The sequence below is a fragment of the Hymenobacter sp. H14-R3 genome (assembly GCF_030063445.1).
Classification (GTDB): Bacteria; Bacteroidota; Bacteroidia; order Cytophagales; family Hymenobacteraceae; genus Hymenobacter.
Genome location: NZ_JASITD010000021.1, coordinates 40,837 through 59,487 on the forward strand (window position 1 = coordinate 40,837; position 18,651 = coordinate 59,487).

The following is an 18,651-nucleotide window of genomic DNA, read 5'->3' on the forward strand; positions in this document are numbered from 1 at the left end:
CCGGGCTACCAATGGGTTATACCAGCATGGAACCAACCTTGCTGAAGCCCGCCTACCTCGACTACCTGCGCCGCCACGGCCACGCCCCCAAAACCGTTTTTGCCTTTGCCGATGCGCAGGGTATCACGGAGGGTGAGTTTTACCGCCAATACGCCTCGTTTGCCGCCATCGACCGCGAGGCGTGGGCCGAGTTTGGCCGTGAGGCGCGCGCCCAGGCCGCCCAGGAGCCCGCCTGGCAGGGCTACGGAGCCCGCGAAAAGCTGCTGGCATTCTACTACACGCTACTCGAAATTCTGAAGAATAACCGCAGCTTTGCCTTGCTCACGCTGGGCCGCTCGCAGCGCCGCCAGTTTGCCGTGGTGCCCACGGTACTCCGGCAGTTTGAGGCTGAATTTAAGGAGTTTGTGCAGGAGATTCTGCATGAGGGCCGTGCCACGGGCGAGGTAGCCAGCCGGCCATTTTTGCAGGATGGCTACGGGCGCATTTTCCTGCGCCAACTGCAATTTTTGCTGCTCTATTTCGTGCGCGACGAGTCGGCCAACTTCGAGCGCACCGATGCTGCCGTGGAGAAAGCCGTGACGCTAAGCTTCGACTTGGTGGGGCGTAACACGTTTGATTCGGCCCTCGATTTCGGCCGGTTTCTACTGCAAAAAAGCCACGTAGGTTAAGCTTTAGCTTGCCGCCTTTGCGCCTCCCCCTACCTACGGCAAGCTAAAGCTTACCCTACATTCTTATGCCCGACCAACCTCAGGAATCGCTGCCTACTTCTAAGGTGGCGCGCGCGGCCCGCTTTGCCAAAACCGGCTTTAAAGTGGGCGCCAACTACGTGCAGCACTACGCCAAAAGAGCCGTGGGGGCCGACTCGCCCACCGCCGAGCTGCACCAAGCCAACGCCGCCGAGCTCTACGGCACGCTCAGCGAGATGAAGGGCTCGGTGCTGAAGGTGGCCCAGATGCTGGCGATGGAAAAAAACCTACTGCCGCCTGCCTACGCCGAGCAGTTTCGGCAGGCGCAGTACCAAACGCCGCCGCTGTCGGGGCCGCTGGTGGTCAAGGCGTTCCGCGACGCGTTTGGCCACTCACCGAGCGAGATTTTCGATGAGTTTGAGCCCGAGGCGCGGCAGGCGGCCAGCATCGGGCAGGTGCACTTTGCACGCAAGCTGGGCAAGCCGCTGGCCGTGAAGGTGCAGTACCCCGGCGTGGGCGCCAGCATCCGGTCCGACATTGCCATGGTGAAGCCGGTGGCCCTGCGCGTGATGGGCCTCAAGGAGGAAACCCTGCGCCCCTACCTCGCCGAAGTGGAAGCCCGCCTCATCGAAGAGACTGATTATAAGCTCGAACTGAGCCGCGGCCAAGCTGTGGCGGCCAAATGCGGCCACCTGCCGCACCTGCAATTTCCGAGTTATTACCCCACGCTATCGGGCGCCCGCATTCTCACTATGGACTGGCTGCCCGGCCAGCATATGAAGGAGTTTCTGGCTGAAAACCCCAGCCAGGAAGTGCGCAACCAGCTCGGCCAGGCGCTCTGGGATTTCTACCAGTACCAGTTGCGCGAGCTGCGCCAGTTGCACGCCGACCCGCACCCCGGCAACTTCCTGTTTAGCCTCACCGACGGCGGCACGGTGGGCGTGCTCGATTTTGGCTGCGTAAAAGACGTGCCCGAACTAGAGCAGCGCCAGTTTCTGTCGCTGCTCGACCCGGCCACCCTCACCGACCCCACCCGCCTCGAAGCTCTGCTTACCGAAGCCGGCGTGCTACGCCCCGCCGACTCGCCCGCCCTGCGCAGCATGTACCTGCGCACCCTCACCCAGTCGCTGGAGCTGGTGGGCCGCCCCTTCCGCGAGGCAAGTTTCGACTTCGGCGACCCCGCCTACATGAAAAGCCTCTACGACCTGGGCGACGACCTGATGCAGGACCAGGACCTACGCCAGCAGCGTGAGCCCCGCGGCTCGGCCCACTTCGTGTACCTCAACCGCACCTACGTGGGCCTCTATTCGCTGCTCACGGAGCTGGGCGCGGTAGTGCAGACTACTTATAAGAGTTAGCGCTTTTTAGCTTATCTATTATTTGACTACAAAGTGCTATTTACCAGCACTTTGTAGTCAAATAATAGATAGAGATTGGGTCAGATAGCGTCGTCCGGCGGACAGCCGGCAAAAAGCCGGCAGCCCGCCCAATGCCAGCCCCTACGGCGCGGCCTCAATCTCCCGGATGGCGGCTTCCACCAGCGTGCTGGCCAGCGCGGCATTGGGGCGGGCGGCTTGCTGCTGCTGCAAGCTGCGTAGCGACCTGATAACGCCCTTATCCACGCCGTAGGACTTGTATTTCACGCCCAGGTCTTTGAGGCGGTCGATGCCCTGGGGCAGCGCCGCCGGGTCGTCGAGGTGGCAGAGCAGCGCCGTCAGGCCGGGCCCAATGTCGAAGCGGCCCTGCGGGCCGGCGGCGTCGAACTTGCGCAGTACCAAGGGCCACTGCGCGGGGCCACCCGCCTGGCCGTACACAGTAGTGAGGGCCCCGGTCAGCGCGCCCTTGTTATCGGCCTCGAAGGCGATGGCCCGCGCCAGGGCCCGCGCCGGTTGCAAGGGCAGCAATCCCAGCAGCGCCGCTGCCTGCACCTTGTATGACGGGCTAGCGAGGGCCCGCTCAAATAAGGTGGCGTAAGCTGAATTTTTCAGCGTGCCCAGCGCCTTGAGGGCGGCGGCCCGCACCTTAACTATCTCATCACCAGCGGCCAGCTTGGCCAATACGGGGGCGGCGGCCTTGCGGGTGGCGGCGTCTTTCAGGTCGAGCAGCCCGATGGCCAGTTCGCGCAGCGCGGGCGACTTATCGCGCAGGCCGGCCAGCAGTAGCTTCCGCGCCAGTGGGTCGGGAGCCAGCGGCCCGGCGGCGGCCAGGGCCTCGCGCCGGTCGGCGTAGCGCGGGGCGTGGGCGTATTGGTAGGCAAAGGCGGTCAGCGGCTTGCGGTCCTGCTTTTGCCAAACCAGCACCTTATCAACATCCACGTTCACCAAATCAGGTTGGGTAGCCGACGGAAAGTACAGGGTATCAACGGCGTGGCTCAGCAGGGCGGGGTAGTTTTGCACGCGGCCCTGGGCGTACACCGCCACCGTGAGCGGCACCCGAAACGGTGCGCCGGCCTGAGTCTGGCGGACCACCACGGCCTGCCGATGCCGAGCCGCATCCCACTGATACTCAATGGTTACGATGGGGTGGCCCGCGCCGTAGTACCACTGGTTGAAGAACCAGTTTAAGTCCTGGCCTGAAGCGGCTTCCAGCGCCAGCCGCAGCTGCTGCGCCTCGCCGGTGCCGAACGCATTTTGCGTCAAGTAGCCTTGCAGGCCCCGAAAAAACACGTCTTCGCCGAGGTAGGCGCGCAGCATGTTCAGAATGCTGCCGCCCTTTGCGTAGGTCACGTTGTCAAACAGGTCCTCCTTGTCGGCGTAGGTGAAGCGCACCAGCGGCTTGGCGTAGTTGGTCGGGTCGCGCAGGTAGGTGCGCAGGCTGAGGTCGGCGTGCGCGGCCCCCGCGTCGGGGCCGTGCGCGTGCTCGGCCCACAAAATCTCGCTGAAGTTGGCCAGCGACTCGTTCACGGTCAGGTTGCTCCAGCTTTCGCAGGTCACGTAGTCGCCAAACCAGTGGTGAAACAGCTCGTGGGCAATTTCGCGCTCCACGCCCGCGTACTCCCAGTCGAGCAGCTCGCGGGCGGTGCCCTGCGCCTGCTCGCCAAACAGCGAAGCCGTTACGTTTTCCATGGCCCCGCTCGTGTAGTCGCGGCACACAATCTGGCTGTATTTATTCCAGGGAAATGCCACGCCCAGCCGCTGCGAAAAAAACTCCAGCATCTGGGGCGTTTTGCCAAAAATGGCCGCCGCCTGGTTGGCGTACTGCGGCTCTAGGTAGTAATTCACTTCCTTGCCGCGCCAGGTGTCGCGGTGCACCTTAAAGCTGCCCACCGCCAGCATTACTAGGTAGGGCGCGTGCGGCTCGCTCATCGTCCAGGTATCGGTGCGCAGGCCGGGGCCGGCGGGCACCTGGCTCGTCAGCTGGCCATTGCTCAGCGTCAGGTACTTGCTGGGCACCGTGAGGCTGATTTCGGACGTGGTTTTCTGGTTGGGCTTGTCGATGGTCGGAAACCAGGCCGAGTTGGACTCCGTTTCGCCCTGGGTCCAGATTTGGACGGGCTTGCCGCTTACCGCACTGTCGGGGTTGATAAAAAACAGCCCCTTGGCCTCCTCAATGGCGGCGCTACCCTTGGCGTGCAGCTCATCGGGCTTAGCCGTGTAGGCCAGGTAGATGGTGTAAGCCTCCCCAGGGGCCAGCGCCCGGCCTAGGGCAATGCGCAGCTGCTGCTGCCGGTAGACATAGGTAAGCGGCCGGCGCGCCGTGCCCTGCACCAGGCTTAGCTCGCTTATATCCATGCCCTTAGCATCCAGCACGAGTGAGTCGGTGGCGTAGCCCTGGGGCTTGAGGGTCAGCCAGGCCTTACCATAAGCATACCGCTTGGCGTAATCAAAGCGCAGGTCTAGCTTGGTATGGATGAGTAGGTTGGCCTGGCTCGCAGCGGCGCGGTAGGCCGAAGGCGAGCCCGGCTGCGCGCGGCCAGCGGTGGGCGCAGCCACCAGCAGCGTAGCTAAAAAGCAGGAATGGGGTAAAAATCGCACAGACAGCATGTTAAGATTGGGGCCAAACGGGCCTGGCCAGGTTACTTCCTGAATGGCCGACACGTTACAAAACTCGCTACGCGCGCGACTAATCGGCCCGCGCGGCAACATTCTGTTGGTTTTCAGCTTATGACCATTCACCTGCTTAGTTGCAACTTTCCATGAAAAAACTACTTCTTCTGCTAGCAGCCGCCCTCACCTTCGGGTCGGCGGCGGCCCAAACCAAAACGGCTACCTCGCTGGCTTGCTGCGTGCGCCCGGCCCAGGCCAGCGCCACCGAGGTATTTGCCATGCTCGCCACCGAAAAAGACTTTTCGGGCGGCCACGATGCGCCGCTGCCCTACACCTACGCGGGTGATGGCCAGATGATTGAGTTCAAAACCAGTGATGGCCAGGCCGGTCACGCCTTCGAAATCAAGAGCGCCAAGCCCAGCAACAAGTACCTGTTCGTCATCCACGAGTGGTGGGGCCTGAACGACTACATCAAGAAGGAAGCCGCCATGTATACCCAGGAAATGCCCGGCGTAAACATCTTAGCCCTTGACCTTTACGATGGCCAGGTAGCCACCACCCCCGAGGAAGCCGGCAAGCTGATGCAGGGCGTGAAAACCGAGCGCGCCACCGCCATCATCAAAGGCGCGCAGCAATACGCGGGCGCCAAGGCGCAGTTTGCCAGCATCGGCTGGTGCTTCGGCGGCGGCTGGAGCCTGCAAAGCGCGCTGCTCGGCGGCAAGCAAACCGTGGGCTGCGTCATGTACTACGGCATGCCCGAGAAGGACGTGGCCAAGCTTAAAGGCTTGAACTCCGACGTGTTAGGCCTGTTCGCTGAGCAGGATAAGTGGATTAACCCCGAGGTGGTAAAGCAGTTTGAGAAGGACATGGCCGCCGCCGGCAAAAAGGTAACGGTGAAGGAATACCCCGCCGACCACGCCTTTGCCAATCCCTCTAACCCCAAGTATAACAAAGAGTTAGCCGACGACGCGCACCAGAAGGCACTAGCCTACCTCAAGGCCCGCCTGAAATCGTAGCTACCCGTTGCAGTAATGCGGGTTTTCAGTCGATATGAATGCCCCGGTCGGCCGGCTTCGCCGGCGGACCGGAATAGGTATACGAACTCGAAAGCCGCTTCAATAGCCTTTAACGCAAAAGCGCCCACTTCCTGCGAAGTGGGCGCTTTTGCGTTCGGTGCCAGCTAATTAGCTAGACCGCCGCAGCCCCGGAATACGGGCCGCAAACGCGTGGCTCCGGCTGTTGTACTCAGCGGGCACGGTGGCAAAAGGCAGCGGCCGCGCCCCCACGGCCTGCCGCTGCAGCTTCACCAGCTCGTGGCGCAACTGCTGAATAGCGGCCCCCAAATCGGCCCAGTCGGCGGCCACAAAATACGTTTCCGGTTCCACGGCCGTGAGGCTGGCCTCGGCGAGCAATGGTTGGCTAAGCTGCTGTATAGCAGTGGCCAATGGCAAGTGAGTGCTGGCTTCGGAGGCCGCCGCCCCGTGCAGGTGCCGGGCCGAAGTAAGCAGCGCCACCCCATAGAAGTGTGGCCGGCCCTCGGCCGCAGGCGCCAGTAGCCCCCGCTCAAGCGTGGCCCGCGAGAAGCGCCGCAGCAGCGCTACCGCCGCGGGCGTAGTGGCCAACTGCCAAGCGCAGCCTAAGGCCTGCAAGGCCTCGGCGTAGCCCGGCTCCAGCAGCAGCGGTACCCGGCCAAAGAGGTCGGCAAACAAGTCGGGGCCGCCGGGTGGCTGGTCAAACTCGCTGAAGCTGCGCAGCCGCGACACTACCGGCAGCTCGCGCCGGGCCAGGGCCGCGTAATAAGCCGCCTCACTCACGGGTGCGCCGGTGAGCAACAGCGTCCAGCCGGTGCGCTGTTGCATCAGCCTGCTGATTTGCTGAAGGTTGGGAAGCGCATCGCGGCGCAGGCCCAATTCCGCTATTGCCCGGCTAAAAGCTGGGCTGGCCCAGCGGTGCAGCAGCGCCTGCTGGCGGTCAAACAACATCTTCCAGACCATGCCGGAGGCGGGGGCGGCGGGGTGGTGCGGGCGGGCGAGCAAGTGTAGTGACATAGCGGTAACGGGAAGAAAACACTCAAAAAAAAAGCCCGATTCCAGGGGGCTGAAATCGGGCTGTAAAGCTGTTGCTGAACCGGAGGGGAGTAGCATATTACTTGCTAAGTACCCGTGGCAGCTGGCCATGACGCGCGATTCCGAAACCCGGTTTGGGTCGGTGATTCAGCATCATAATGACTAGCGTCTGGTGGTTCATACGGTGGCAAATATACGGGCGGCATCCATAATCGCAACTCTTTTTTTTACGCAACTTCATAAAGTATTCACCTGACCCGGCTGGCCGGCCGGGCGCTACCGGGCCAGCAGCCAGCGGTAGGCGGAGCCAAACTCGCGCCGCCAAAACCATTCGGCGTGCTTGCCGTCGGCGGGGGCCACGAGCCGAATATTTTTAGCAGGCACCCCACTGGTTAGCAAAGCATTGCGCGCTTCCGCCATGAGCGGCAGCATGGTTTCGCTTTCCGTGGGGCCGGCCACAAAGTAGAAGCGGCTGGCCCGTGGCGCGGGCCGGCGGCGCTCGTAACTCAACATGGAGTCCTTCGCAAACCAGATGGCCGGCGAGAAAACCCCCACTCGCCCAAATACCTGCGGGTACTTCAGCCCCGCATACAGGGCGATGAGCCCGCCCATGCTGGAGCCGGCAATGGCAGTGTGCGCCGCGTCGGGCCGGGTGCGGTAGTGGGCATCGATGTAGGGCTTAAGACTGAGAGCCAAGAAGTTGGTGTACTGGTCGCCCTCGCCGCCCTTTTTGTATTCGGCATTTGCCCAGGGTGAGTACTCATCGAGGCGGCGGTCGCCGCCGTTGTCCACGGCTACCACAATGCAGCCCGTCGGGTCTTGGCCGCTGACGCGCAGCTGGTTCAGGGTTTCATCTACCCCCCACTCGCCCGAGTAGGCGGTGGCATCATCAAACACGTTTTGGCCGTCCTGCAAATACAGCACCGGGTAGCGCTGGCGGCGGGCCTGGGCGTAGCCCGGCGGCAGGTAAAGCCACACGCGGCGCGCCCGCCCCGCCAGCTGTGGCAGCCGAAACGAGTCGGCTAGCACGCGCACGTTGGCGGCCAGCGTGTGGGGCCGGGGGCCGGCGGGGGCCGCGCCGCCGGGGCCCTGGTCTTGCCAGGCCGCCACCTGGAAAGTGAGCGTGGCTGGGCCAGCCGCCAGGGTAGCCTGCCGATTGGCCACCGGCTGAAAATTGGCCGTGGCCTCGCTGGTAACCCACGCGCCACGCGTGAATTTAAATTCCTGTGGGCCAACTACTTCTGGGGGCAACGCAAGTTGGTAGCTACCATCGGCCTGGCGCGCCAGGGCATAAGCGGATGCGGCGGGCTGCCAGTTGTTAAAGGAGCCCGCCACGTAAATAACCGAGCCTGCCGGAGTAGTCTCTGGCAGGCTCGTGAGGCGCAGCGTGGTTTGGGCCTGCACCGAATGGCCCGTTGCACTCGCTAGCAGCGATAATACAATTACCTTATAATCAATCATTTAATAACGTTGGGCATAAACTACCGCACAATCTCACCCGTTTCGGAGGAGTCAATTTTACGCAGTGTATATACCGCCCGCACCGAGTCTACCCCCGGTAACGCGTTCACACTGAAGTCAATGCGCGAGCCTTTCTTTTGGGGGCCGCTCACAAAGTGGCGGTAATCCTCGGCCGACTCGCGCACCACGTACAGGTCGCCGTGGCCCGGCACTTTCAGGCGCGCATAGGTGCTGCGGCCGTCGGGAGCGGCCTTGCGCTTCTCGCTCTTGGCCAGCTGGCTCACACCGGTGAGGCGGTATTTATCGGCATCGGCCGTGCCCTTGGGTGGGTCGTAGTTGCCCAGGCCATCGATAAATACTTCCCGGCGGGCCACCAGCTCTTCCAGCGGCGTAGTCTTGAGCAGGCCCATGCTTTTCTCGTCCATCAGCAGTTGCTGCACAGCGTTGGTGGGGCCAGCCTGTTGGTAGAACACCAATACGGGGTCGTTCAGCTTTATCTTACTGATTACCAGCGGCATTTTATCCTCGTCGGCATTGTCAATGCGCTTGGCCGACTCTATGGGGGCGGGTGGGGTAACCACCCGCTGGCTAGGCCGGCTTTTCACGGTCGGTTTGCCAGGGGCGGGCCGCCGCGACTGGGCAGTAGCGCTCGGGGCAGCCATGAGCAGCAAGCAGCTAGAGGCGAGTACGTAGTATATTAATTTCATATAAAGCAAGTGGATTCAGCCAAAAGTACGGCACTCGCCGCGTAGCTGGCAAGCTTAGCCATCCCAAACTGATTGCTCAAGATGCAAGCTGGTTAGCGTAGCCGTTTTAAAACGCAAAAGCTAGCGCCTGGAGCTGCAAGCGACTAACCGGGCCACTTCTCGGCGCTCGTTAGCGCTTAGCCCACAATTCGTGCTTGTGAGTGAGCGTGTTTGCTGCCACTGCCAAGGCTACGCCCAAAGGATTATTCAGGAAATTAGGCAGGAGAAGGCACTTGGCGTTTTCAGCCAAAAAAAACGCGCCAACGAAAAGTTTTAGCTTGGTTATTTATGAGCAATTTATTCATTATCACTTTTTTAATCATTATTTTTTTACAAGTTATTAAATATTTTTTTCTTAAGTACTAATAATTTTCACAAATGAGCAGCTGCCTGCCCTTTTGGCTAGTTACCAAGCCTTAGCTGTGTACCCTGCCAAACCGGTTTATACACACGCTACTGCTATTGAGTGAGTAGTTGCTTTCTGGTAGGATGCTGGCTTATCTTGGTATGAATTCTAACAGTTTCTTAACATTCTGACGCATTCCGCCTGCAATCGATTGCAGATGCGTTGCGGTTAGTTAGCCAGCTTTTTTTTCGTAGCGCTGGTTTGCCTTTGTTCTCATTCTGAGCGCTACTAGCGCAGAATGACGGGCTTTTTTTCACTTGTTCTTTATTTCACTTTCCCCCACCCAAGTTTCAACTATATGAAACAACCCTACCTGGCGAAGCTACGGTTTCTGCTTTTTGTACTATTTGGTTTGACTACCGTGCTGGGTGCCTGGGCCCAGACGGGTACCGGCGCTGTGAGCGGCCGCGTAACAGATGCTAAGAATGAAGGTATTCCGGGTGTTACCGTGCTAGTTGATGGTACCTCCGTAGGAGGCTCAACCAATGCCGATGGCACTTACACTATTTCGGGAGTGCCGGTTGGTGCCCGTACGCTGGTTATTTCCTTCGTGGGCTACTCTACGGTACGCCAGGCTGTGACGGTAACCGCCGGCCAAACGAGCAATGTGGCCGCTCAGAAGCTGAGCGAAAACGCCACCGCCCTGGGCGAGGCCGTAGTAGTAGGCTACGGCACCCAGCGCAAGCAGGACGTGACGGGCGCCGTAACTACGGTAACTGCTAAAGACTTCGTGAAAGGCCAGATTACCAACCCTGAGCAATTGGTGCAGGGTAAGATTGCGGGCGTACAGATTACGTCCAGCGGGGGTGCTCCAGGCGCAGCCAATACCATCCGCATTCGTGGGGGCTCGTCGCTGAATGCAAGCAACGACCCGCTGATTGTAATCGACGGCGTGCCCGTTGATAACAGCCAGGGCAGCACGTCAGTTAGCGGCGGGGTAAGTGGTGTATCCAACCCGCTCTCGCTCATCAACCCTAATGATATTGAAACCTTTACGGTGCTCAAGGATGCTTCGGCCACGGCCATTTACGGCTCGCGCGCTTCGAACGGCGTTATTCTTATTACGACCAAAAAAGGCATTGCTGGTGAGACCATTGGCGTGAATTTCAGCTCGCAGACTTCGCTGTCCAAGCGCTACAACTCGGTGAAAGTGCTTTCGGCCGATGAGTATCGTGCTACCGTGCAGAACGTAGCCCCCAGCAAGGCTGGCCTGCTCGGCTCGGCCAACACCAACTGGCAGGACGAGATTTTCCGCACGGCCATGACCTATGATAACAACCTGAGCCTGACCGGCTCGATTGGCAAATTGGTGCCTTTCCGGGTTTCGTACGGCAACCTCAACCAACAGGGTATTCTCATCACCAACAAGCTGGTGCGTAACACGGGCTCTATCAGCCTGACCCCCATTTTGCTGGATGACCACCTGCGCGTGACGCTGAACGTGAAAGGCTCGGTGACCGACAACAACTTTGCCGACGCTGGTGCCATTGGCGCGGCTCTGGCTTTCGACCCCACCCAGCCAGTAACAACGGGCAACGGTGCGTATGGCAACTACTTCGAGTACCTGCAGAACGCGGCAATTCCGACCAGTGCCCCGCAGCAGCTGGCGCCTAAAAACCCGGTGGCTACGCTCAACCTGACCCGCGACCGCAGCACGGTGCTGCGCAGCATCGGCAACGTTCAGCTCGACTACAAGCTACATTTCCTGCCCGACCTGCACGCCAATGTTAACGTAGGCTACGACGTTACCAAATCGGAAGGCGCTAAGAACCAGAATACTTCGCTGTCCGACACTTACTTCAACGTGCCTTTCGACCCCACCATCACGGGGCAGCGCGGCGGCTCGTACTCGCTTTACAGCCAGAACCGCCAGAACAAGCTTCTGGAAACCTACCTTAATTACAGCAAGCAGTTTGGCGACACTCGCTTGGAACTGCTGGCTGGTTACTCGTATCAGGACTTTGTAACGACTTCGCCCGTTTACCCCACTTACCTGGGCCGCACCAGCGAAACCCCATTGGTAGTTTCGTCGCCGGCGGGCCCCTACCCTTTCCGCACGGAGTACACCATTCTGTCGTACTACGGCCGGGCCAACCTCAACATCAAGGACCGCTACCTGCTCACGGCTACGTTGCGTAACGATGCCTCGTCGCGCTTCAACAAGAACAACCGCAATGCGTTGTTTCCAGCAGCTTCGGTAGCTTGGCGCATTAAGTCGGAAGACTTTTTAAAGGATAACAACGCGTTTTCGGAGCTGAAGCTGCGCGCTGGCTACGGCCGCACCGGCCAGCAGGATGTGTACAGCATTGCTGGTGACTACCCCACTATTCAGCGCTACGTGCAGAACAACCAGCAGGCCAACTACCTGCTTGGCGGCGTGCCATACAATCCGTACTCGCCCCAGGGCTTCAACAGCAACCTGAAGTGGGAAACCACCACCACTTACAACGCGGGCCTCGACTTCGGCTTCCTCGATGGCCGCCTCACCGGCTCGGTTGATGCGTACTACCGCAAAACGACGGACTTGCTAAACGGCATTTTCCTGGGCGGCCTCACCAACTTCACCAACTACTACGTGTTTAACGTGGGTGCGCTGGAAAACCGCGGCATTGAGTTGAACCTGAACGCTATCCCAGTTCGCACGGCCGACTTCACCTGGAGCGTTAACGCCAATGCGACTTATAACAAGAACAAGATTCTGTCGCTGGGTACGCAGCAGCCCGGCTTCCCCGGCATCGAGACCAACGGCGTACCGGGCGGCACGGGCACCAACATTGGTATCTACTCGGTAGGCCAGTCGGCCACCTCGTTCTACGTGTACAAGCAGGTGTATGACACCAACGGCAAGCCACTGAACGACGTGTATGCTGACCTGAACGGCGACGGCAAAGTGGACAGCAACGACCGTTATCTCTACAAGCAGTCGGCCCCGCCGGTTATCCTGGGCTTCACGTCCAACATGACTTACAAGCAGCTGAGCCTGGCGTTTACGTTGCGCAGCAACCTCGGCAACTACCTATACAACAGCGTAAACGCGCAGAATGGTAACTACCAGGGCATCAATTACTCGTCTACCTACCTGACCAACGTAACGCAGGATGCCAACTTCACGCAGTTTGCGAACGTGACCCAGAACCGCTACTCGTCGGACTACTACATCCAGAACGCTTCTTTCCTGCGTATGCAGAATGCTACGCTAGGGTACAACGTGGGTAAAGTATTCAACGGCAAAGGGAATCTTGGCCTAACGGCTGCGGTTCAAAACGTATTCCTGGTAACGAAATACACCGGCCTGGACCCGGAGATTTCCAACGGAATTGACAACAATTCCTACCCACGGCCCCGCGTGTACACTTTCGGTCTCAACCTGAACATTTAAGAATTCCCTCTACCCTATCATGAAAAACTTTATTGTTCGTGGCGCGACGGTCCTCTCGCTCTCGACTGCGGTGCTGGCAGTAACCCCCTCCTGCACCAAAGACCTGGACCGTACGCCTACTTATGACTTGAGCACCGACGCGGTGTACAAGGACGCGGCTGGCTACAAAGCCGTGCTGGCCAAAATCTACGGCGGCTTTGCCCTCACCGGCTCTAAAGGACCAGCCGGCGACAATACTACCAGCGACATCAAAGGCATTGACGAAGGCACTTCGGACTACCTCCGGCAGTACTGGAGCGCGCAGGAGCTGACTACCGACGAAGCTGTTATTCAGTGGGGCGACCCCGGCATTCAGGACTGGCACAACATGAACTGGACGTCGAGCAATGTGCTCGTCCGGGGCCTGTATAGCCGCCTGATGTACGAGGTAACTATCTGCAACAGCTTTATCAGTGAGGCTACCGACGCCAAGCTGACCTCCCGGGGCCTCTCGGGCGCAGAGGCGACCAACATTGCCGCCTACCGCGCCGAAGCCCGCTTTCTGCGAGCCCTGTCGTACTACCACGCCATGGACCTGTACGGCAACGTGCCTTTTGCCGACGAGACTTTTCAGATTGGGGGCACGGCACTGCCGCCCCGCATCAGCCGCGCCGACCTGTTCGCTTACCTCGAAAAAGAGTTGAAGGACATGGACAGCGGCTTGGTAGACGCGCGCAAGAACGAGTATGGCCGCGCCGACAAGGCGGCAGCCTGGGCTTTGCTGGCCAAGATGTATCTGAACGCCGAAGTGTACCTGGGCGCCGGCAAAGGCCGTTACGCCGATGCTGCTACTTATGCCAAAAAGGTTATCGACGCCGGCTACTCACTGGTGCCGAAATACGACAACCTGTTTTTGGCCGACAACGACAAAAACAACCAGGAAGTAATCTTCCCGATTGTATTTGATGGCAAGAACACGCAGAGCTACGGCGGCACTACCTTCTTGACCCACATGGCCGTATCGGGCACGGCCGACAAAAACTGGGACCCTGGCTACTATGGCATCGGGAGCGGTTGGGGCGGCAGCCGGGCCACGGCCAACCTGTTTCAGCAGTTTCCGGATACGGCGTCCGACTCACGCGGCCGGTTCCATACTGCTGGCCAAACGATGGCTATCACCTCCCTCACCGATTTCAAGTATGGCTACGTGCCCGTCAAATTCCGCAACGTAACCTCAGCAGGCGCAGCCGGCTCCGATAACACGTTTGTGGATGCGGACTTCCCCATGTTCCGCCTGGGCGATATGTACCTGACTTACGCTGAGGCAGTAGTGCGCGGTGGTGGCGACCAGGCGCTGGCCTTGACCTACGTGAACCTGGTGCGCACCCGCGCCTACCGGGGCTCCACGGCTGGTAACATTACGGCCGCCAACCTGACGTTGCCCTTCCTACTTAACGAGCGCTCGCGTGAGTTGCATTGGGAGGCTACCCGCCGCACCGACCTCATTCGCTACAACCTCTTCACCAGCAGCGCCTACGTGTGGCCCTGGAAAGGGGGCGTACAGGCCGGTAAAGGCGTGGCCGACTACCTCAGCCTGTTCCCCATTCCGTCGTCGGAGTTGAGCATTAATGCTAACCTGACGCAGAACACAGGCTACTAAACCCAGCTACTTACTTGCCTGGGCTTTGAAATTATTTCCGCTATGGAAAGCGTTCCGAGCCTAGGCAAGTCAGTATTGCCTATCCTCTTTTCTCACCCACTCGTTAGCTTATCTCATGCAATCCTGGTTTACTAAAACTACCGTTAGCGCGCTTGCGCTATCGGCTTTGGCCTTGTCGTCCTGCAAAAAAGAGGATGTGCAGGCTACCCTCATCCCGACCAGCACGCCTACGCTGGCCGCCTCAACTAACACGGTGGTGCTAACGCAGGCCAATGCCGCTCAACCGGCCGTTACCTTCACCTGGACGCCCATTACCGGCTTTAACTGGACCAACGCGGAGCATCCATATAACCCGGCCGTGGCCTACACGCTGCAGTTTGATAAGAAGGGTAACAACTTCGCCTCTGCGGCTTCTATTGATGCCGGGTCTGGCCCCAACACCGTACTAAACGTGGCCGACCTGGACGCCGCCCTGCTGGCGGCGGGCATTGTGCCCGGCACAGCTACGGCCCTAGAAGTACGCCTGCGTTCAGTGTACGCAGCTAACTCGCCGCTGTACACGGCCGCCCTGCCACTCACGGCTACCACGTACGCCTACTGCGCGCAGCCCGCTAAGGCGTGGGGCATAGTGGGCCCAGCCGGCCCAGGCTGGCCCGGTGGCTCCATCGACTTCGTGATGACTTACGACTGCGATGCCAAAACTTACACCTATACTGGCTTATTCAATGGCCCTTCAGCCACCGCTACTGATGCTAACCAGTTCAAGTTTCGTTTCGCTAAGCATTGGGCTACCAGCCTGGGTGGCGTCGGCCCTGATGTACCGCTGGTTAGTGACAATGGGGGGAACTTGAAAATCAACGCCACCGGTACCTATACCGTTACGCTTTACAATGCGGCTGATACAACTAAAGCTGGTCTTGCTAAGGCTTACTACACCATTAAGTAGTAAGCCTAGTCCTTTACTAAAAAAGCCGCTGCTGGTCAGCGGCTTTTTTGTTGCCCTTCGTTTTCGGCACTAAAATGGCTAAATCCCTCTTTACCCGGTAACAACCTGCGCCAGCCTGTTAATTTTGGGCTTCCATCCGCTGCCGCTTACTCTATTATGTCAAATACCTTTTGCTTTAGCCTGCTGCTAATAGCTTCGCTGGCGCTTACCAGCACGGATTCTTTTGCTCAAACCTCCCTGGCCGGCACCCCGCGGCCCACGGTGACTACTGCCGCCGACCGCACCGATGCGCTCACCAACAACATGGCCCAGGCCCTGAGCCTCACGCCCGCCCAGGTAGAGAAAGTACGCGCCATCAACACCACGGCGGTGCGTAATGTGGAGGCCGCCCGCCAGCGCTACGCTCAGGAGCCAGCCAAGCTGCGCAGCTATGTGCAGGACATCAGCCTGGCCCGGCTCGACCGGCTCAAGGAAGTGCTTACTTCTACTCAGTTTACCCGCTACCAACAGAAGCGGGAGGAGAAAATGGGTATTCCAACTGTACGCGGCAACCAGGGCACGCCGCCTCCCGGGCTCCAGACTGGCCGTGGCGATGATAACTAATTTATTTACATATATTTAATAACTAGATACGAAAAAGGTCTGCTAACCAATTGGTTAGCAGACCTTTTTCGTATCTATGGCTTTGTTGCCGCCGGGCTCAGGTGGCGTAGCTCGTTGAGCGCAGCCTGGGACTCCTCGCGGTTTTTGTGGTTTTTGCGCGAGTTTTTATCTTCGTCTTCGGTGGCCTTAGTGTGGCGGGCAGGCGGCGCACTAGGCGCGGGGCCAGCTGCGTAAAAAGCCAGGATATTTTGTTGAAGCGCGGGCGTCAGCAGCTTGAATTTATCCTTCTGCAATTCACGTAGCAGTTCCTGGTAGGTTACGTCGGCCAGGATGTACTCGGTGGGCCGCGTGGGGCGGCCGGTATCGAGGTTGGTGTTGGGTATCGGTGGGGCCGCCTTGGTAGCCGCGGTATCGGTGGGCTGCTCGCGCACCAGTACCACGTACCGGGCCAGCGCATCGCGGTAGCTTCGCCGAAAGCGCGCCTCGTCGGCAGCGCTGGGCACGTTGAAGGCAAAGGCGCGCAACGGCCCGATTTTGGGCATAATGCTGAGCACGCCCGCCAATATGCGCGCCCCCAAACCCGGCCACTGGGCATCTGTGCCGAATTCCTTCTGGTAGGCACGGCGGCTGGTGTGGTACACGTAGTCGCGGCGGCGGGCGCGCGGGCTAATCCTGCGGATAGCCTTGCGTTGATTGACCCAAGCGGCGCGGGCGGCGGCGGGCAGCAGCTGGTTCACGGCCAGCCGGAAGGCCGCCAGACTAACATCCACATTGAACACCACCTGCCCCAGCTCTATGCCATACGTATCGCGGAAGGCACGCTCCAGCAGGTGTTTACTCGCCCGAAAGCCCACGTACTTGTGATAGTCCTGCGAGCGGTAGTGGCCGGCCGCTATCTGCACTACATCGAAGGAAAATTCCACTTCGGTGTGGTTAATCGGCGCTTGCTCGTAGGTGATAACGGGCCCAAACTCCGCCTTCTTTTTGGGGTACACGTTGGGCAGCACCAGGTTGGTAGCCTCGGGGTGGCCTACGTTGTCGGATGCGTAGTGGGCCAGCGCGCCCAAGGCAAAAGCATACTCGTTGCGCCCGTGGGCATCGCGCAGCAGGTTGGCCACAAAATCGCCCGAGCGCACGTAGTGCGTGAGGCTGGTAAATAATTCAGCCCCAAGCGGATAGTAACCCATGTCCTGCACAATGGCCCCGCCGTAGGCATAGCTTTTGGCCAGCAGCCAATCTTCCTTATTGCCACCGGGGTAGCGCAGTTGTAGCTGGGGCAGCAGGTACTTATTCCAGGTCGAATCGATAACCGACTGATGGGTGAGCACCGAGTATGCAGTGGCTGGCCACGCTTGCACTAGTAGCAGCAGCACCAGGCAGCGGCGCAACCAGCGCTTGATACGCAATGAGTTAGGAGTAAATGGGCTCACATTTTCAGGGCGCGCAGCTTGCTGAGCGCATCGGCCGTTTTCCGGCGGTTATCGGCCTCTTTCTCTTCCTTATCGGCCGGTTGGTTGGGTGCGTTGTTGAAGAAGACCAGAATGTCTTTTTTAATAGTAGGTGTCACCCGCTTGAAATCATCTTTGGCCAGCTCGCGCACCCACTCGCTGTAGGTGCGGTCGGCCAGCGGGTATTCGCCCAGGTGGGTGGGGTGGCCGGTATCGAAGTCGATGTTAGGTAGCCGCGGGGCCTGGCCCACGGCGCTGGTTTGCTCATGCAGCAGGTGGGCATAGCTGAGCACCGCTTCGTGAAAGCTTTTGCGGAAAACTGCCTGGGCCTCGGGCGTAGGCGCAATGAATTTCAACGACTTTAGCTTACCAACCTTGGGCAGCACCTGAATAATGCCCGCCAGAATGCGCGCCCCAAAGCCCGGCCGCTCGTAGTGCTTGCCGTACTCCTGCTCATACGCTTGCTTGCTTTGCTTATACACGTAGTCGCGGCGGCGAATGCGGCGGTTTACCTTGCGCAGCTCGTGGCGGTTGGCGCGCCAGGCAGCGCGGCTGGCCAGCGGAATGAGGTTGCGCACGGCAAAGCGGTACGAGCCCAAGGCCAGGTCGGTGTTGAAGAGTATCTGCTTCATTTCCAAGCCGTATGTTTCGGCAAAGGCCTGCTCTAGTAGCTCCTGGCTCACCTTGAAGCCGATAAAATCGTGATAGGCGGCGGTGCGGTAGCGGCCGGCAGCCAGCTGCACCACATCGAAGGCAAACTCGGTGCGGCCGTGCGCCACGGGGTCTTGCTCGTAGGTAATCACGGAGCCGTATTTGGCTTTCAGTTTCGGGAAAAGCATTGGCACCGTTTTGTTGATGCCTACCTCGTGCCCATAAATATCGGCCGCATAATGGGCCAATGCACCCAGCGCAAATGCATAGTCGGTACGGGTTTGAGCATCCCGAAGCAGATTCTCTACAAACTCGCCCGAGCGCACATAATGCGCTAATTCAGTAAATAGCGCAGAACCAAAGGGATAATACCCCATATCCTGCATAATGGAGCCGCCGTAGGCGTAGGCCTTGGCCTCGCGCAACTCCTCCTTCGTGCCCCCCGGGAAGCGCTTTTCCAAGGCAGGCTGAATGTAAGGTGCCCAGCAGGAGTCGATATTAGCCTGGTGGCTCAACACGGAGTAAGCTTGCGCGGGGCGGGCCAGCAGCAGGCCTGCGCCCAGCAGCAGCCCGAAGAGAAAACGTAGATTTAACACAGTATGAGGCAGAAAAAAGGTACAACCTCAACGGGGAA

The 18,651-nt window shown here is 59.5% G+C and carries 13 protein-coding genes; 7 read left to right on the forward strand and 6 right to left on the reverse strand.

What is annotated here, in order from left to right; translation table 11 throughout:
• Positions 1 to 26 precede the first annotated feature (26 nt).
• Both QMK33_RS17470 and QMK33_RS17475 read left to right on the forward strand, forming a co-directional pair.
• Positions 27 to 668, forward strand: a complete 642-nt coding sequence (locus QMK33_RS17470) for a TetR/AcrR family transcriptional regulator (protein ID WP_283565904.1) — start codon at positions 27 to 29, stop codon at positions 666 to 668.
• Between the two features lie 65 nt (positions 669 to 733).
• Positions 734 to 2,044 carry an ABC1 kinase family protein gene (locus tag QMK33_RS17475; RefSeq protein ID WP_283565905.1) on the forward strand — a complete coding sequence of 437 codons (1,311 nt, stop codon included), beginning with the start codon at positions 734 to 736 and terminating at the stop codon, positions 2,042 to 2,044.
• A 141-nt stretch (positions 2,045 to 2,185) separates the two neighbouring features.
• On the opposite strand, the gene QMK33_RS17480 is transcribed toward QMK33_RS17475, so the two are convergent.
• A complete protein-coding gene (locus QMK33_RS17480) occupies positions 2,186 to 4,660 on the reverse strand; it encodes a M1 family metallopeptidase (protein ID WP_283565906.1) in 2,475 nt (824 codons plus the stop codon).
• Positions 4,661 to 4,821: 161 nt separating this feature from the next.
• On the opposite strand from QMK33_RS17480, the gene QMK33_RS17485 reads away from it, so the two are divergent.
• Positions 4,822 to 5,688: a dienelactone hydrolase family protein gene (locus QMK33_RS17485; protein WP_283565907.1), complete on the forward strand. Its 867-nt coding sequence runs from the start codon at positions 4,822 to 4,824 to the stop codon at positions 5,686 to 5,688.
• A 168-nt stretch (positions 5,689 to 5,856) separates the two neighbouring features.
• Here the strand turns inward: QMK33_RS17485 and QMK33_RS17490 are convergent, their stop codons facing one another.
• From QMK33_RS17490 to QMK33_RS17500, 3 genes are all read right to left on the reverse strand, one after another.
• Positions 5,857 to 6,720: a hypothetical protein gene (locus QMK33_RS17490; protein WP_283565908.1), complete on the reverse strand. Its 864-nt coding sequence runs from the start codon at positions 6,718 to 6,720 to the stop codon at positions 5,857 to 5,859.
• A 294-nt stretch (positions 6,721 to 7,014) separates the two neighbouring features.
• Positions 7,015 to 8,199 carry an alpha/beta hydrolase-fold protein gene (locus QMK33_RS17495; protein ID WP_283565909.1) on the reverse strand — a complete coding sequence of 395 codons (1,185 nt, stop codon included), beginning with the start codon at positions 8,197 to 8,199 and terminating at the stop codon, positions 7,015 to 7,017.
• 20 nt (positions 8,200 to 8,219) lie between these two features.
• Positions 8,220 to 8,861 (reverse strand): hypothetical protein, encoded by a 642-nt coding sequence (locus tag QMK33_RS17500; protein ID WP_283565910.1) that lies wholly within the window; start codon positions 8,859 to 8,861, stop codon positions 8,220 to 8,222.
• Positions 8,862 to 9,649: 788 nt separating this feature from the next.
• On the opposite strand from QMK33_RS17500, the gene QMK33_RS17505 reads away from it, so the two are divergent.
• The 4 genes from QMK33_RS17505 (at position 9,650) to QMK33_RS17520 (ending at position 15,918) form a co-directional block, all read left to right on the forward strand.
• Positions 9,650 to 12,730, forward strand: a complete 3,081-nt coding sequence (locus QMK33_RS17505; protein WP_283565911.1) for a SusC/RagA family TonB-linked outer membrane protein — start codon at positions 9,650 to 9,652, stop codon at positions 12,728 to 12,730.
• A 19-nt stretch (positions 12,731 to 12,749) separates the two neighbouring features.
• Positions 12,750 to 14,369 (forward strand): RagB/SusD family nutrient uptake outer membrane protein, encoded by a 1,620-nt coding sequence (locus QMK33_RS17510; RefSeq protein WP_283565912.1) that lies wholly within the window; start codon positions 12,750 to 12,752, stop codon positions 14,367 to 14,369.
• A gap of 172 nt (positions 14,370 to 14,541) precedes the next feature.
• On the forward strand, positions 14,542 to 15,315 hold the full coding sequence (locus QMK33_RS17515) for a SusE domain-containing protein (protein WP_283565913.1): 774 nt from the start codon (positions 14,542 to 14,544) through the stop codon (positions 15,313 to 15,315).
• 156 nt (positions 15,316 to 15,471) lie between these two features.
• Positions 15,472 to 15,918 (forward strand): DUF4890 domain-containing protein, encoded by a 447-nt coding sequence (locus tag QMK33_RS17520; protein WP_283565914.1) that lies wholly within the window; start codon positions 15,472 to 15,474, stop codon positions 15,916 to 15,918.
• Positions 15,919 to 15,992: 74 nt separating this feature from the next.
• Here the strand turns inward: QMK33_RS17520 and QMK33_RS17525 are convergent, their stop codons facing one another.
• Both QMK33_RS17525 and QMK33_RS17530 read right to left on the reverse strand, forming a co-directional pair.
• On the reverse strand, positions 15,993 to 17,348 hold the full coding sequence (locus QMK33_RS17525; RefSeq protein ID WP_283565915.1) for a zinc dependent phospholipase C family protein: 1,356 nt from the start codon (positions 17,346 to 17,348) through the stop codon (positions 15,993 to 15,995).
• Positions 17,345 to 18,613, reverse strand: coding sequence for a zinc dependent phospholipase C family protein (locus tag QMK33_RS17530; RefSeq protein ID WP_283565916.1), 1,269 nt, complete (start codon positions 18,611 to 18,613; stop codon positions 17,345 to 17,347). Before QMK33_RS17530 ends, QMK33_RS17525 begins: the two co-directional genes overlap by 4 nt.
• Between the last annotated feature and the right edge of the window lie 38 nt (positions 18,614 to 18,651).

Excerpts from the sequence above, each read along its gene's own strand:
- QMK33_RS17520 (WP_283565914.1), top strand. The coding sequence starts at position 15,472 with ATGTCAAATACCTTTTGCTTTAGCCTGCTGCTAATAGCTTCGCTGGCG.
- QMK33_RS17505 (WP_283565911.1), top strand. The coding sequence starts at position 9,650 with ATGAAACAACCCTACCTGGCGAAGCTACGGTTTCTGCTTTTTGTACTA.
- QMK33_RS17510 (WP_283565912.1), top strand. The coding sequence starts at position 12,750 with ATGAAAAACTTTATTGTTCGTGGCGCGACGGTCCTCTCGCTCTCGACT.
- QMK33_RS17495 (WP_283565909.1), bottom strand. The coding sequence starts at position 8,199 with ATGATTGATTATAAGGTAATTGTATTATCGCTGCTAGCGAGTGCAACG.
- QMK33_RS17475 (WP_283565905.1), top strand. The coding sequence starts at position 734 with ATGCCCGACCAACCTCAGGAATCGCTGCCTACTTCTAAGGTGGCGCGC.
- QMK33_RS17500 (WP_283565910.1), bottom strand. The coding sequence starts at position 8,861 with ATGGCTGCCCCGAGCGCTACTGCCCAGTCGCGGCGGCCCGCCCCTGGC.
- QMK33_RS17490 (WP_283565908.1), bottom strand. The coding sequence starts at position 6,720 with ATGTCACTACACTTGCTCGCCCGCCCGCACCACCCCGCCGCCCCCGCC.
- QMK33_RS17470 (WP_283565904.1), top strand. The coding sequence starts at position 27 with ATGGAACCAACCTTGCTGAAGCCCGCCTACCTCGACTACCTGCGCCGC.
- QMK33_RS17485 (WP_283565907.1), top strand. The coding sequence starts at position 4,822 with ATGAAAAAACTACTTCTTCTGCTAGCAGCCGCCCTCACCTTCGGGTCG.